The 16,687-nt window shown below is 34.6% G+C and carries 11 protein-coding genes; 4 read left to right on the top strand and 7 right to left on the bottom strand.

Annotated elements, in window-relative coordinates; translation table 11 throughout:
• Positions 1-198: 198 nt before the first annotated feature.
• Complete coding sequence (locus FNW38_RS16395) at positions 199-417, top strand: VOC family protein (protein ID WP_235890225.1); 219 nt, start codon at positions 199-201, stop codon at positions 415-417.
• Positions 418-657: 240 nt separating this feature from the next.
• Here the strand turns inward: FNW38_RS16395 and FNW38_RS16390 are convergent, their stop codons facing one another.
• Entirely contained in the window at positions 658-885 is a 228-nt protein-coding gene (locus FNW38_RS16390) for a CDGSH iron-sulfur domain-containing protein (protein ID WP_143386209.1), read from the bottom strand.
• Between the two features lie 414 nt (positions 886-1,299).
• On the opposite strand from FNW38_RS16390, the gene FNW38_RS16385 reads away from it, so the two are divergent.
• The 3 genes from FNW38_RS16385 to FNW38_RS16375 all read left to right on the top strand — a co-directional run bounded on the left by FNW38_RS16385 (position 1,300) and on the right by FNW38_RS16375 (position 5,102).
• Positions 1,300-3,285, top strand: a complete 1,986-nt coding sequence (locus tag FNW38_RS16385) for a serine hydrolase (RefSeq protein WP_143386208.1) — start codon at positions 1,300-1,302, stop codon at positions 3,283-3,285.
• 276 nt (positions 3,286-3,561) lie between these two features.
• A complete protein-coding gene (locus FNW38_RS16380) occupies positions 3,562-4,614 on the top strand; it encodes a glycosyltransferase family 9 protein (protein WP_144065061.1) in 1,053 nt (350 codons plus the stop codon).
• Between the two features lie 29 nt (positions 4,615-4,643).
• Positions 4,644-5,102 carry a VOC family protein gene (locus FNW38_RS16375; protein ID WP_144065062.1) on the top strand — a complete coding sequence of 153 codons (459 nt, stop codon included), beginning with the start codon at positions 4,644-4,646 and terminating at the stop codon, positions 5,100-5,102.
• A gap of 72 nt (positions 5,103-5,174) precedes the next feature.
• Here the strand turns inward: FNW38_RS16375 and FNW38_RS16370 are convergent, their stop codons facing one another.
• The 6 genes from FNW38_RS16370 to FNW38_RS16345 form a co-directional block, all read right to left on the bottom strand.
• The gene (locus tag FNW38_RS16370; protein ID WP_235890226.1) at positions 5,175-6,632 is read right to left on the bottom strand and encodes a peptidoglycan endopeptidase; all 1,458 of its coding nucleotides are present in this window, start codon (positions 6,630-6,632) and stop codon (positions 5,175-5,177) included.
• A 1,032-nt stretch (positions 6,633-7,664) separates the two neighbouring features.
• Entirely contained in the window at positions 7,665-7,985 is a 321-nt protein-coding gene (locus FNW38_RS16365; RefSeq protein WP_143386204.1) for a panthothenate synthetase, read from the bottom strand.
• Between the two features lie 200 nt (positions 7,986-8,185).
• A complete protein-coding gene (locus FNW38_RS16360; RefSeq protein ID WP_143386203.1) occupies positions 8,186-10,453 on the bottom strand; it encodes an aconitate hydratase in 2,268 nt (755 codons plus the stop codon).
• A gap of 128 nt (positions 10,454-10,581) precedes the next feature.
• On the bottom strand, positions 10,582-13,353 hold the full coding sequence (locus FNW38_RS16355; protein WP_144065064.1) for a bifunctional aconitate hydratase 2/2-methylisocitrate dehydratase: 2,772 nt from the start codon (positions 13,351-13,353) through the stop codon (positions 10,582-10,584).
• A gap of 355 nt (positions 13,354-13,708) precedes the next feature.
• Entirely contained in the window at positions 13,709-14,662 is a 954-nt protein-coding gene (locus tag FNW38_RS16350) for an AAA family ATPase (RefSeq protein ID WP_144065065.1), read from the bottom strand.
• 78 nt (positions 14,663-14,740) lie between these two features.
• A complete protein-coding gene (locus tag FNW38_RS16345) occupies positions 14,741-16,168 on the bottom strand; it encodes a peptidylprolyl isomerase (RefSeq protein WP_144065066.1) in 1,428 nt (475 codons plus the stop codon).
• Positions 16,169-16,687 lie beyond the last annotated feature (519 nt).

The following is a 16,687-nucleotide window of genomic DNA, read 5'->3' as shown; positions in this document are numbered from 1 at the left end:
TGCCGATAAGGGACTTGCACCCTCTAGATAAAATTCCTACTTTTGAGGAATTGGAAGTGCATGCAAGGCACACACAGGCGTTTTGATATAGTGGGGTTTTAGTGGAATTACCGTTTCGCATCAACTTTTCCGTAAAGCAGAAAATTGAAAGGTTACGAATTCCCCACCATCTCAAAGCGCCGGGATGTTCCAGAAAGTATGGGACGGACAAACGAAAACGAAAACAGGTCTAAAATATCAATTAGTGCTGAAAGCAAAGAAGAAGCCGACAAACTATTCAGTGGGCTTTCAGCAGGTGGACAAATCGAAATGCCTATTTCCGACAGTCCTTGGGGTTCATATTTTGGAATGTTTAGAGACAAATACGGAATTGAATGGATCGTAAATTTTGACCCAAATTATAAGGGACAAATCTAAGCGTAGAAAAACAACGAACCGCTAACATCGGTTTTGCCGGATTTGGGTTTTCGGCTTAATTTAAAGTTTGTTTTGTACTTGAAATAAAAGTGATAAACCCGATCGCTCGGATATCACTAATCGTTCCTAGTCAGATAGCGGAAATCTTTTCCGTGCCCACAATGAGAAGACATTACAAAAACATAAAAAAGCTACAATGAGGTAGCTTTTTTATTGATCACAAGAAGAAAACAGTATTTCTTACTTAGTTTTCATAGGTGGTAAGTCAAATGCTTCAGCTTCATGTTCAAAATTGTTACGGTGTGAACCATCACAAAAAGGTTTATTAGATGACAATCCACAACGACAAAGACCCAATGCGGTTCTTCCCTCTAATCCATAAACTTTACCTTCGAAGTCCATTATTTCGAAATCCCCTTCAATTTTTATAGATCCATTGCGATTAATTATTAGTTTCGTCTTACTCATAGTGCTGTTTAATTTTTTAGAGTTCAAAGATTGCAAAATATATGCTTACCACTTTGAAATCGCTATTTTTTTATGATGCAAAAGGCTAATTTACATTAATTCTATATTATGTAAAAGGTAAATTATGAAGTAATAATAGCCAACTGAAACAAATCAGATCTCACGGATAGGTTAATACGAAAATATTTTCCTTATCCGCTAGGATTGACAAAATCGATTAAACACCCTTATTCCGTTAACATAAATAAAGCTATGCATTAGAAAATCAGACAATAACGTTTTATAAGATTTGGTTCTTAGGTTTAATTTAAGTGGAATTAAAAGTATTTAACTGAAAGAAAAGTCTTAATTTAGTCTTAAACTTGAGCCTAGCTAATTAGAAGTTAGCAGTACTTCCTAAAAAAAAAAACATAAATGAAAAATTTCAAATTACAACTAACCGTTTTTCTTTTCATTATTTTTCAAATTAATCACCTTCAAGCTCAAATCCAAAAAGGAGCATTGACTGAAAACATGACCGTTTCTTCTGAAATCAGTCCGGGTGAAAAGCATCAGTATACGGTCAAATTAGATAAAGACCAATTTGCCTTTTTTAAGTTATTGCAAAAAGGAGTAGATGTAATAATTACAACCTATGACGCTAACGGAGAGAAAATTGAAGACTTTGATAGTCCTAATGGCAAAAACGGCCCTGAAATGATTACATTAACATCAAGTAATAAAGGAAAATACATCATAGAGGTAAGCCCTATTGATAAAAATGAACCTCGGGGAAATTATGAATTGCATATTGAAAAAATAAAATTAAAAGCGGTTACACTAAATCAAAAAGTGGACGAACTTTTTACTGTTTGGAACAGTGATGAAAATCCAGGAGCAGCAGTTGCCGTTGTAAAAGATGGAGCAATTATTTATAAAAAGGGATACGGAATGGCCAACTTGGAATATTCAATTCCAATTACTCCATCCACAGTATTTCATATTGCCTCTGTCTCAAAACAGTTTACGGTTTTCTCCATTTTACTATTAGAAAAAGAAGGCAAATTATCCTTGGATGATGATATAAGAAAGTACATTCCAGAGGTTCCCGATTTTGGAAAAACCATCACGCTAAGACATTTAGCAACTCATACCAGTGGTTTAAGAGATCAATGGTCCTTACTGAACTTGGCTGGATGGCGTTATGATGATGTAATAACCAAAGAGCATATTTTAAAAATTATAAGCAAACAAAAAGAATTGAATTTTAATCCTGGAGAAGAGTTTTTATATTGTAACACTGGATTTACCTTGTTGGCCGAGGTAGTAGCAAGAGTCTCCGGTAAAACTTTTTCTGAATTTACGGAAGCCAATATTTTCAAACCTCTAAAAATGTCGCGTACTCTTTTTTATGATGATCATGAAAAAATTGTAAAAAACAGGGCTTACTCTTATCATACTGACAAGACGGGTTATAAAAAAAGTGTCTTGAATTATGCTAATGTTGGCGCCACAAGTCTGTTTACAACAGTGGAAGATTTAAGTCTTTGGACGTTAAACTTTTCTTCAGCCAAGATTGGAGATGTTACTCTGTTTAATAAAATGAATACACTTGCCATTTTGAATAATGGAAAAACATTTGGAGGTGCCCTTGGTCAATTTGTAGGTAAGTATAAAGGTTTAAATGAAATACAGCATGGTGGAGCTGACGCCGGATATCGCAGCTATTTGACCCGCTTTCCAGATGAAAAATTTTCGGTAATTGTATTTAGTAATATTGCCGATTTTAATTCGGGAAAAATGGCCCACAAAATTGTAGATCTCTATCTTCATGACAAGATTAAAGTGGAAGAAAAAAATGTAAAAACTACCACTGACGAAATTGTAATTGATAAAAACATATTAAATACCTATGTTGGCGATTATGAATTACAGCCTGGGTTAATTGTAAGTATCACTATTGAAAATGGTCAATTATTTGCGTTACCAACAGGCCAATCCATTGTTAAACTGAAGCCATTATCCGCTACTGAATTTAAGGTCGAAGGAGTAGATGCTTCCTTTGCCTTTATACCAACAAGCGATGGAAAGATTTCATCTGCTAAATTGAGTCAAGGAGGGCAAATAATGAATGCTCCAAGAATTAGCCCATTTGATGCAGCTACGGTTACATTATCTAATTTTGTCGGACGTTTTTATAGTGAAGAATTAAGTACAGAATACAACTTTGTAGAAGAAGGTGGAAAATTAATACTAAAACACAGCAGATTAAGTGACGTGGAATTAAATCCGACAAAAAAAGATGTATTTACTGGATCAGTGGGGCAAACTGAATTTATAAGAGATTCCAATAATGTGATTATCGGATGCAAAGTTTCTACAGGCCGCGTTCAAAATCTATGGTTCAAAAAACTACTATAAATAAGCGCTTCGAAGAGTTAATCAGTTTAATTCCATAGACCGAGCAACTTCGCATAGCAAAGAATACAATTCAGAATAGTAGCAGCATAAATTCTGATTCTTAGTTCCTTTTTATTTTATCGTATAAGCCAAATGATTTCCATCTATATTGTACATTTGTCAAGTACGTAGTACATTTTGGGTTGTGTTTGATTATTTTATGTTTTGTCGCATGAATATTCACAACCTTTTTAATTTTAACTAAAGAAGCATTCAATACCATATAATATTAAAAGCATGAGTATCTTAAAAAAAGTAAATGAATATAGAAGGATAATAACACACAGCCTGACTAAAAACATTGGTAGTTCACAAAAGAATCAAAAAATTGATTTGACTCAAAAAATTGAAATTAAAAGAGTTTTAATTTCAAGGCCAAATCATAGATTAGGAAACCTTTTGTTGATTACGCCGCTAGTGCAAGAAGTTATCGCCACTTTTCCAGAGTGTAAAATTGATCTATTTGTAAAAGGAGGTTTAGCTCCCATTGTTTTTCAAAATTATGAAAACATAAATTACATTATTGAACTCCCTAAAAAACCTTTCAAACATTTAATAGATTATTTTCAAGTATGGATAAAAATCAAAAAACAACACTATGATATCGTTATCAATGTAGATAAAAACTCTTCGTCCGGAAGATTGTCAGCGCAATTTGCTAATGCAAAATATAAATTTTTTGGCGAGGTTGATCAAGATATTCAATTGAAATATAAAGATTATGAACACATTGCAAAATATCCGGTGTATGAATTTAGAAATTTTTTAACCAAATTAGGGTTTGAGAAAAACGAGAATCCAGTTCCACCATTAGACCTCAAGTTAAGCCCTTTAGAAATTGCTGAAGGCCGAAAAATAGTAGAAAAAATAGTGACTGACGAGAAAAAGACTATTTCCATTTTTACTTATGCCACTGATGACAAATGCTATTCAGAATCTTGGTGGGAAGAATTTTACGAGCGATTAAAAACGGAATACCCAAATTACAATATTATTGAAGTTTTACCCGTTGAAAATATTTCACAAATTGGATTTAAAGCACCTACCTTTTACAGTAAAGACATTCGTGAAATTGGGTCGGTGATTGCAAATACCGTAATTTTCATTGGTGCCGACAGCGGCATTATGCACTTGGCCAGTGCTTCGCAAACCCCTACAGTTGGTTTATTTTCACGTCCTAATCTAAACATGTATGCGCCTTACAACAATAATAGTGTGGCGATAAACACCAATAGCAGTAATACGGATGATTGTATTAAAATCATCAATAGTATTCTTACTGCTAACTGATTTAGCATTACCTTTTCAAATAAATACCTATGAAAAAAATACTTTTTTTACTTCTAATACTTGTGTTTACCGGATCAATATGGGCGCAGGACAAAAACTCATTTTCTTTAACTTTGGATCATGCGGCGCTTTCGGTAAAAGATTTGGATCATTCGGTTGATTTTTATACTAACGTTTTGAAACTTAAAGAAATTACTAATCTTACAAGAAAAGAAGGTATTCGTTGGATTTCTTTGGGAGATGGAAAAGAATTGCATTTAGTTTCTACTATTAAAGAACCCGTTACAATAAATAAAGCCGTGCATCTTGCTTTTAAAGCTATCAACTTTGATGGACTGGTAAAAGTATTGGAAAACCTAAAAATCACTTATTCTGACTGGCCGGGAACACTTCATAAAATCAACGTTCGCGCTGATGGTATCAAACAGATTTATTTTCAGGATCCAGATGGTTATTGGATTGAAGTAAATAGTGTGAAACAAGATTAAAAATCAAAATACCTTTAAAAAACGAAAACTCCCTAGTTGTCTGGGGAGTTTTCGTTTTTTATAAGGGTAAAATTACTGCACCACTCTATTTATTTGGGTAAAATTTCTCTCATAATACTTTTCTTTAGTTGAAGAAATAATCACTCCATCATGTACTGAGGCGTGTATGAATTTTATTTCTCCCTCGCATACTTCCACTACCATACCTACATGATTGATTTGGCTTCTGCCATTGGTCTTAAAGAAAATCAGATCGCCTTTTTGAGCATCTTCGGTATTGATTTTTGTCCCATAATCGGATTGTTCCCGTGAGGTTCTTGGCAACTTAATATCAAAAGCTTCAAAAGTGGTACACATTAAACCGGAACAATCAAATCCTGCTTTTGAGGTTCCTCCTGTACGGTATCGCGTCCCAATATTTTCTGAAGCGCGTCCAATCAATTGATCCAGAAATTCATTGCTAAAAGTTGGCTTTGTAAAATTTTTGATTTCAGCACTACTGTTTTCAGGACTCTTGTTATAACTGATGTTATCAGCACTTACAACAGTATTGTTTTCAACAGGTCCATTGTTTGTACGAATATTCAATTTATAACCTACCGGAAGCGTGTTTTTAATTTCTGGGTTTTGTTTTTCTAATTCCTGAACCGTGATTCCGTATTGTTTTGCAATACCATATTTTGTTTCTTTAGGCAACACTTCCCGAACAATTACTTCTGGTGTTGAATTTAAAGTCTCATTTGGTTGAGGAACAACAACCAATTCTGCTTTTGGCAAATCATTTATTGGTTGAGGAATAACAGCTGGCTCTTGTATGGATTGTATTTTATTTTCTTGAGGTGCAACTGCGATTTCAGTTTTTAGTGATGCGTTTGCAGGAATATTAATTTTTTGCCCTACTCTAAGTGACTTAACGCCCAATGTTGGATTGGCTTTATCAAATTCCTTGATTGTGATGCCGTATTTTTTTGTAATAGAATACTTTGTTTCTTTTGGTAAAACTTCTATGGTAGTTTGTTCTGTGATTGGATTTTCAGTTTCAGTTATTTGAGGTTCAACTGTTACTGGTGCTTTTTGCGAAGACTTTTTTATTTGAGGAACAACTGCGATTTCAGTTGAAGTTGCATTACTGGGAATTGCAATTTTTTGCCCTATTTTTAATCCTGAAGTTTCTAATGTAGGATTGGCTTCATTTAATTCTTTTACTGTAATTCCGTATTGTCTTGCGATTCCGTAAAGTGTTTCTTTGGCAAGTACTTCGTGTTCTTTCTCGGAATAATTTGTTGCAATCTTAGATTTGGTATTGGTATTTTTTAGAGCCGTAACAGGAATTAATAATACTGAATTGAGTTTTAATAGATTCTTGGCTTTTGGATTTAATTTATAGATTTCACTTTGTTTTACATCATATTTCTCTGCAATACTCGAAATGGTTTCCCCTTTTACGATGGTATGTTTCTTGGTGCTTTCCTGAGAAAAAAGTACAATACTATTAAATAAAAACAATGTTACAACTAATCTTAAACTCATATTCATTTATTTCAAATTACTTACCCCATTTTTATTCTCCTTAGCAATTTCGGGATATAATTATTAAATCTCGCCAGGGTTTCTTTTCAACTATTTTTTATTTTTAAAAATTCATAAAAATTCTTATCTCTTTTCAAAAAAAGAGGGCAAGAATGTTTTTATTTTAAAATCTAATTGAATTTTTGTTCGAATTGCAAAAGCAACTTAAACAGTAACGCAGTACAATCCTAATGTATTGTTGCGCTGAAAATAAATATTCTGATGAAGATGATTTGTATTTACAATCAAAAAAAAGCTTCGTTGAAAAATTTATCTACAAAAAAGCTAATTTAAGTTATAAAATTAAAAAAACCATATTTTTTTTTGATTTTAACGTGTTAAAAAACAAAAACGCATATTTTTCAGCATTTTTCAGCTCTTTTTAGAACAAAAAATTACATTTTTTATAAAATAGCTCTATTTTTTCTTTTTTAAAAAATCGCAAGATCTAAAGAAATTCCTGTTCCCGATTTCTAGCCCTGATGAAACTGGAAAGCCTTTTGAAGTGGAATTGCATTTTTTCCTGAGAAAAAAGAGCGACCAACGGAGAGGGCACTGAAAAAGTCCTTAAAGAATTAGATTTCATTAAAAGAGTAGAAAAATAAGATTTTCTACTCTTTTTTTTATCCTGAAAATGAAGTACTTAAGCAAAACTCGAATTTTCCTTAATCGCCTTAAAATGTCTAATTACTAAAAAGAGATACTTTTTCAGTGCCCTCCCAACGAAAGCTCCTTTTTTTTATCTTGGAAAAAAGCAATGGCGCGAAAAAGCTTGAAACGGTCAGCAGGAAATAGCTCCAAAAAAAGTATTCAGTAATAAAAAGGAGTTCGGACATATTTTAATATGTTATGCAACTGGGTAAATGGCGTCTCGGAAGTGGTCGACGACGTTATCATAACAATCAAAATACTCGCTTCATTTTCTTATTTATCTATACATAAAAAAACCACCTCATTTCATATGAAGTGGTGCTCTTAATTCTCTCACTTTCTTTATACTACGTGAACATCACTCCACTTTTCAGCAAGTTTAGCGAGGTTAGCCCGCATTAAATCATCAGGAGTCATCGCTATCCTAAATTCGCAATTGGCTTCAAAATTTAAAAACCAAGGTTCAGCAATAGATGGAATAGCAGAGGCATCAGAAACTTCAACTACCATAATAGCACCTCGATGACCATCTTGTTCGGAAAAATAAATACTCTCTGGTTTGATATCATCAATCACTCGACTGATGATTTCGCCAGCTGTACCATTTCTAGCCATTGAGTTGAAAGGCTCAATAGGAAAGATAACATTAACTAACATTCTCATTGCAATTGGATTTAAAATTAATATTGACTAAAGATACAAAATAACGCAATCACCTTAAATCTTAAATAACTTATTATCAATATTTTAACTTCAAGTTAATATGGCCTCAGATGAGAAATCTCGTTCTTCGAAGAAAATCCCCATAAAACAAAAAACTCCCAAGTTACCTTGAGAGTTTTGAATATAAATATTTAATTTACTTATGCTTTTCCAGCAGCAGCAATCAAGTTTAATGCTGAACCAGCAACGAACCAACCAATTTGTCCTTCGTTGTACGTATGGTTTGCCAAGATAATATCTTTAGTCCCATCCGCATGAACGAACTCTAACGTTAAAGGTTTTCCCGGAGCAAAATCTACTAAATCTGTGATGTTGATACTATCATCTTCTTGGATTTTATCGTAATCTGCTTCGGTAGCAAATGTTAATCCTAAAAGACCTTGTTTTTTAAGGTTTGTTTCGTGAATACGAGCAAATGATTTTACCAATACTGCTTGAACACCTAAGAAACGAGGCTCCATAGCAGCGTGCTCTCTAGAAGATCCTTCTCCATAATTGTGATCTCCCACAACAATAGATGGAACTCCAGCCGCTTTGTAAGCACGTGCTACTGCAGGAACCGCATCGTACATACCAGTCAATTGGTTTTTAACCGAGTTGGTTTTATCATTAAAAGCATTAACTGCTCCAATCAACATATTATTTGAAATGTTATCTAAGTGACCACGGAAACGCAACCATGGACCAGCCATAGAGATATGGTCTGTAGTACATTTTCCGAAAGCTTTAATCAATAATTTAGCTCCTGAAATATTTTTACCGTCCCAAGGTTGGAATGGTGCCAATAATTGCAAACGATCTGAAGTTTCGCTAACTGCAATTTGAACTCCTGATCCATCAGCAGCCGGTGCTTGAAAACCTGCATCTTCCACAGCAAATCCTTTTTTAGGTAATTCATCACCAAAAGGAGCGCTTAATTTTACTTCTTCACCTTTATCGTTAATCAAAGTATCTGTCAAAGGATTGAAATCCAAACGACCCGAAATTGCTAATGCAGCAACCATTTCTGGTGAAGTTACAAAAGCATGTGTATTTGGGTTACCATCCGCACGTTTAGAGAAATTACGGTTAAAAGAGTGAACGATTGTATTTTTCTCTCCTTTATCTGCTCCTGCTCTATCCCATTGTCCGATACATGGTCCACAAGCATTTGTAAATACTTTGGTTCCCATTTTTTCGAAAGTAGCGATGATTCCGTCTCTTTCGATTGTATATCTAATTTGTTCAGAACCTGGGTTAATTCCAAATTCAGCTTTTGGGCTAATTCCTAATTCAACAGCTTGATTCACGATAGACGCCGCTCGAGCCATATCTTCGTAAGAAGAGTTTGTACAAGAACCGATTAATCCCCATTCTACTTTAATTGGCCATCCATTAGCAGCAGCTTCTGCTTTCATTTTAGAAACTGGTGTACCTCTGTCTGGAGTAAAAGGACCATTGATGTGTGGCTCTAATTCAGAAAGGTTAATTTCGATAACTTGATCAAAATACGTTTCTGGATTTGCATACACTTCAGGATCGGCAGTTAAGTAAGAAGCTACCTTATCAGCAGCATCTACTACATCTTGACGACCAGTTGCAGAAAGGTATCTTCTCATCGACTCGTCATAACCAAATGTAGAAGTGGTCGCACCAATTTCGGCTCCCATATTACAAATAGTTCCTTTTCCAGTACATGACATTGAAGTAGCTCCTTCTCCAAAATATTCAACAATAGCTCCCGTTCCACCTTTTACAGTAAGAATATCAGCTACTTTAAGGATAACATCTTTTGGTGCAGTCCAACCAGAAAGTTTTCCAGTTAATTTTACACCTATTAATTTTGGAAATTTTAATTCCCATGACATTCCTGACATTACATCTACTGCATCAGCTCCACCAACACCAATTGCTAGCATCCCTAATCCACCTGCATTTACAGTATGTGAATCGGTTCCAATCATCAAACCTCCAGGGAATGCATAATTCTCCAAAACGATTTGGTGAATAATTCCTGAACCTGGTTTCCAAAAACCAATTCCATATTTATTAGAAACTGAAGAAAGAAAATCAAAAACTTCTTTTGATTGTGTGTTCGCTACAGCTAAATCGCTTGAAGCTCCAACTTTTGCTTGAATCAAGTGATCACAGTGAACCGTTGTAGGAACTGCAACTGTTTTCTTTCCTGCATGCATAAATTGCAATAATGCCATTTGAGCTGTTGCATCTTGACAAGCAACTCTGTCTGGAGCAAAATCAACATAATCAACACCTTTTGCAAAAGCTTTAGATGGAGTTCCATCCCAAAGGTGGTTATATAAAATTTTCTCTGTTAAAGTAAGTGGACGACCAACTATCTCACGTGCTTTATCAACACGAGATGTCATATTTGCGTACACTTTTTCAATCATTTCAATATCAAAAGCCATAAGATTTATATAATTGATTATTTATTCTATTTAAAACATCACAAGATACAAAAAAATTGAGTACCAATAAAAAAAAAGCCCGAGTTTATGAACTAGGGCTTTTGAATTATGATTAACGAATCATGTGATTATTTTATTAACAACTTATGAGGAGGTGCAAATTTAGTCAGATTGATACCTTCCACTGCCGTTTTATATTCCTCTATTGTAGGAGTTCTACCAAGAATTGTTGACAGAACCACAACCGGTGTAGATGAAAGCAATGACTCTCCCTTTTTACTCGCAGAATCTTCTACTACTCTTCCTTGGAAAAGACGAGTTGAAGTTGCTATCACTGTATCTCCTTTAGATGCTTTTTCCTGATTACCCATGCAAAGGTTACATCCCGGGCGCTCTAGATATAGCATGTTTTCATATTCTGTACGTGCAGCAGCTTTAGGAACATTATCGTCGAATTCGAAACCAGAGTATTTCTGTAAAACTTCCCAGTCACCTTCAGCTTTAAGTTCATCTACGATATTATAAGTAGGTGGTGCTACTACAAGCGGTGCTAGAAACTCTACCTTACCTTTTTGGTCTTCAATGTTCTTAAGCATTTGAGCAAGGATTTTCATATCTCCCTTGTGAACCATACAAGAACCAATAAATCCAAGATCAACTTTTTTATCTCCTCCATAGAAAGATAGAGGTCTGATGGTGTCGTGAGTATATCGTTTAGAAACATCAATATTATTCACGTCAGGATCAGCAATCATTGGTTCAGCAATCTGATCAAGATCAACAACAACTTCAGCGAAATACTTCGCATTTGCATCTGGAGTCAGAGCTGGTTTCTCACCTGATTTAATCTCGGCGATTCTCTTATCAGCTATATTAATCAATCCCTTCAGTACTTGTGTAGCATTATCCATACCCTTATCAATCATGATCTGGATTCTACTCTTCGCAATCTCTAGTGATTCAATCAAGGTATCATCTTCAGAAATACAGATAGAAGCTTTTGCCTTCATTTCTGCAGTCCAGTCAGTAAACGTAAATGCTTGGTCAGCATTAAGAGTTCCAAGGTGAACCTCAATGATTTTACCTTGAAATACGTTCTCTCCTCCAAACTTCTGAAGCATCTGAGCTTGTGTAGCATGAACCACATCACGGAAATCCATATAACCCTTCATATCTCCTTTGAACGTCACCTTCACTGATTCAGGAATTGGCATTGAAGCTTCACCAGTAGCAAGTGCAAGAGCAACTGTTCCTGAGTCAGCACCAAAAGCAACACCTTTAGACATTCTTGTATGAGAGTCACCACCGATGATGATAGCCCACTCGTTTACAGTAATATCATTAAGTACTTTGTGAATTACATCAGTCATTGAGTGATAAACACCTTTCGGGTCACGAGCAGTGATCAAACCGAAGTCGTTCATAAATTTCATCAGTTTTGGAATGTTAGCCTGAGCTTTCTTATCCCATACTGAAGCAGTGTGACAACCAGATTGGTATGCACCGTCAACGATTGGCGAAATTACCGTAGCAGCCATAGATTCCAATTCTTGAGCAGTCATAAGACCAGTGGTATCCTGTGAACCTACGATATTAACTTCTACACGAACATCCGAACCAGCGTGTAACACTTTACCCGGAGTCGTACCAACAGCGTTTCTATTGAATATTTTTTCTACTGCAGTAAGACCTTGTCCCTCATGAGAAATCTCCTTTGATGGAGCAAATACAAGAGGAGGATCGATGCCTAGAACCTTCGCAGCGAATGTCTGGAGCTTTTTACCAAATACAATAGCGTATGACCCACCAGCCTTTATAAATTCCATTTTCTGAGGAGTAAATGCCTTAGAAATATCAATCAGCTCTTTGTCGCCATTATAAAGTTTCTTTTCCTTTATATTGATTGTAAGAACAGTGCCAGTAGCAACAGAGTAGGCTTCCTCGAGAATAGGGTCACCACTTTCATTGCGAACAGGATCACCATTTTCATCCAGTTTTTTTACCCAGTTTTTAAGATCAAGACCAATACCACCAGTAACATCAACAGTTGTAAGGAAAATTGGAGAAATACCATTTGTTCCTGCAACAATCGGAGCAAAATTAACAAATGGAACATAAGGACTTGCTTGTTTACCAGTCCAAAGAGCCACGTTATTTACACCTGACATTCTTGATGAACCCACACCCATAGTACCTTTTTCAGCAATCAACATCACGCTTTTGTCTGGATGTTGTGCTTGAAGTGCCTTTATTTCCTCTTGTGCTTGAGGAGAAATCATACATTTACCATGAAGTTCACGATCAGATCGCGAGTGAGCTTGGTTACCTGGAGAGAGCAAATCAGTCGAAATATCTCCCTCACCAGCAATATAAGTAACAACTTTAATTTCGTCAGCTACTTCTGGCAGTTTTGTAAAGAACTCAGCCCGTGCGTAACTTTCTAGAATCTCTTTAGCGATTTCGTTATTGTTTTTGAATGCCTCCACTAAAGAATTTGTATCCGCCTCGTAAAGGTAAACTTGTGTTTTAAGAACCTTCGCAGCTTCTTTTGCAATAGCAACATCATTACCTAAAGCTAAATCAAGCAACACCTCAATCGAAGGCCCACCCTTCATGTGTGATAATAACTCAAAAGCAAAAGCAGGTGTAATTTCTTTCACTACAGATTCACCAAGAATGATCTCCTTTAAAAATTTAGCTTTCTCACCAGCTGCACTAGTAGTTCCAGGTATAGTGTTGTAAATAAAAAAATTAAGAGAATCCTCTCGATATTCGTTATCTAAATCTTTAATTTGCGCAATGATTTCGCTTAACAATTCGGCACCATCAATTGGCTTCGGGTGAAGTCCCTGAATTTTTCGTTCTTCGATCTCCTTGATGTAATCGTTATAAGTGTTCATAATGATGTCTTTTCAATGTTGTATGGCAGATTTCCTTGATTATTTCAAAATAAAAAAGCCATAATATTAGTTTTTTTTATTTATTTGTGGTGCAAATTTAAAGAATTTATGATGAGAATTAAAAAGAATTTAGCAGAAGATACGAACTGAAACACTATAATTACAAATAAATGAAATTATGTGATTTTTATTAAAAAATTCTAAGTATCCCTATGATTATTTATCTAATTACCACTTAACAAGACAAAAAAATTGACCCGTTTTTGATTCGTTTGCTTCAATTCTGAAATTACAATACTAAATATGTGATTTTGCAATCATCAAAAAAACAAATTACATGTAAAAAAACAAATACTTACATCAATTTATCTATAATCATTTCTTCGGTAATTCCTTCCGCATCAGCTTTGTAATTTTTGATAATTCTATGACGCAAAATCCCTGTTGCCACGGCTTTTACATCTTCGATATCCGGTGAAAACTTTCCGTTGAAAGCGGCATTGGCTTTGGCAGCCAAAATTAAATTTTGTGAAGCCCTTGGTCCAGCTCCCCAATCCAGATAGTTTTTTACAAATTCATTGGACAGCGGATTATCCGGTCGTGTTTTACTTACCAGCGTTACCGCATATTCTATAACATTATCAGCGACAGGAATCCTACGAATCAAATGTTGGAAGTCGGTAATTTCCTGTGCCGTAAACAACGGATTTATCGTATTGTTCAAATCGGAAGTCGTACGCTTTACCACTTGCACTTCTTCTAAAAAAGAAGGATATTCGAGTTTTATAGCAAACATGAATCGGTCCAACTGCGCTTCAGGCAAAGGATAAGTTCCTTCCTGCTCGATAGGATTTTGAGTTGCCAAAACAAAATACGGCAAATCTAATTTGTAGTTTTCCCCTGCAATGGTAACGGAACGCTCCTGCATGGCTTCAAGTAAAGCTGCCTGCGTTTTGGGCGGCGTCCTGTTGATTTCGTCTGCCAGAATAATATTCGAAAAAACGGGTCCTTTTATAAATTTAAATTTTCGGCTTTCATCTAATATTTCACTCCCCAAAATATCCGATGGCATCAAATCCGGAGTAAACTGAATTCTTTTGAAATCTAGACCCAAGGCTTGCGCCAAAGTATTTACCATTAATGTTTTCGCTAACCCAGGAACTCCTACCAACAAAGCATGACCACCAGAAAAAATACAAAGCAAAATTTGATCCACCACTGCATCCTGTCCTACAATGATTTTTGCTATTTCGTTTTTTAGTTCATTTCGTTTTTGAACTAAATTATGTATTGCTGCTACGTCAGACATTTTGAAATGTATTTTAAATTAAAAAGAGTTAGCTTTATGAATTCATAAAGCTAACTCTTTTTATTTATTTTATAAAAATTATTTTTTTAACCAGTTGTTTGTAAAAGTACAATCTCTGTATTCCCCTATAATTTTAATGTAGGTTTCTTTAATTTTCTCATCAAACCATTTTCCGATGGCTTTGATTTGTTTTTCTTTCAATGCCAAGTCTTTTATTTTGATGTAATCCTTAGCATAATCAGCAGTATGCTCATTTATTCTATTAGTTATGGCAACCATCTTGAATTTTTTCTTTCCTTGCTCATCTTCCATGAATGGCGCTGAAATTTCATTTTCTTTCAAATTTGAAACCTGGCTGTATAAACTAGGATCCATTTTTGTTAATTCAAAACGGGCATCTTGTGTTTTTGGATTGATTAAAGCTCCACCGTTTGCTCTGGTTTCTTTTTCGTCAGATAACGTTCTTGCTGCTTCCGCAAAAGTGATTTCCTTATCCACAATTCTTTTTCGAATTAAAGCAATTTTTTCTTTCGCCTCGTTCAACGATTCTTCAGACACAGCTGGAGTCAATAAAATATGACGCAATTCTATTTCTTGTCCTTTTATTTTTTCTACATATATAATGTGATACCCAAAATCCGTTTCAAAAGGAGCTGATATTTCTCCTTCGGCAAGACCAAAAGCTACATCTTTAAATTCTTTTACGAATGGCGTTTTACGATTCATTTTATAAAAACCGCCTGTTGCTCTCGAGCCTGGATCTTGTGAATACAAAACTGCTTTTGTGGCAAAACTGGAACCTTCTTGAATTTCTTTTTTGAAACCATTGAGTTTGTCTATCACTTTCTGTTTCTCTGCATCAGAAACTTTAGGAGTAATCACAATTTGCGCTACTTCCATTTCGGCACCAAAAAGAGGAAGCTCAGCTACGGGTATTGTTTTGAAAAAATTACGCACTTCTTCAGGCGTAATTTCTACTTCATCAATAATCTTCTTCATCATTTCTGAAGTAAGCCTCTGTTCTTTCAAAATATCAAAGAAATAAGTTCTGAATTCTTCTTCAGAATTTTTCTTGTAATACTTCACCACTTTATCCATAGATCCTAATTGCTCTGCCATATAGTTCAATCGATCGTCCATCATGCTTTTAACTTCAGAATCCGTTACCTTGATACTGTCTTGTATCGCTTGATGCGCATACAATTTATCTTCCAGTAATTTTCCTAACATCTGGCATCTTGTAATATCTTTTACAGAACCACCTTGACTTGAAATTTCCAAATAAGATTTATCAATATCTGAATCTAATATGATGTAATCACCAACTGTAGCAATAACACCGTCAATTTTTAATTTTTGATTAGATGATGTTTTAACAACAGTAACAACTGCACTGTCTTTTATGATCTCCTGAGCACTCATAATAGCACTTAAAAAAAACATAAAACAAAAAGTAAGTACAATTTTATTATTTATGAATCTCATTTGTATTGTTTTTAATGGCATTTTTTAAATTTATTTTTATCGTAAACTATCGTTATTTTTCTGTCTTCAAATCTGTTTTGATAAGACCTTTTTAATTTTGGCCAAATATACACTTTAAGAATCAAGAAACGAATTGAATTCACAATACAATTACTTACATTTCTTTAAACTTAAAACGAACAAAAATAACAATTCAATTACATAATACAAGTTTCCTTACTAGTATTAACAAAAATTTATAAACGCATTTATTTATTGCCTTGATTACTTTATAAATCTAATGGAAGCTGTGCTTTACAGACAAAATAAAATGATTTAAAATCCTGTTCAATTTTTACAAATACAACTATTTAAATGGACTCGCTTTTATTTTTTTAGCTTTTGATCTTTTCCAGATTATTTATTCTCCAACACCTTTTCGATTGGATTCTGTATTATCCCTTAGAATTATCAAACTACTTTTTATTTTATGACAGTCCGCAATATGTTCCAAAGGATAAAATATGGCACACAGATAACACGGATTGAACGGATTTTGCA

The organism is Flavobacterium gawalongense (genome assembly GCF_007097265.1).
Classification (GTDB): Bacteria; Bacteroidota; Bacteroidia; order Flavobacteriales; family Flavobacteriaceae; genus Flavobacterium; species Flavobacterium gawalongense.
Note: the sequence above shows the minus strand (reverse complement) of the source record. Positions and strands in the feature narration are given on the sequence as shown.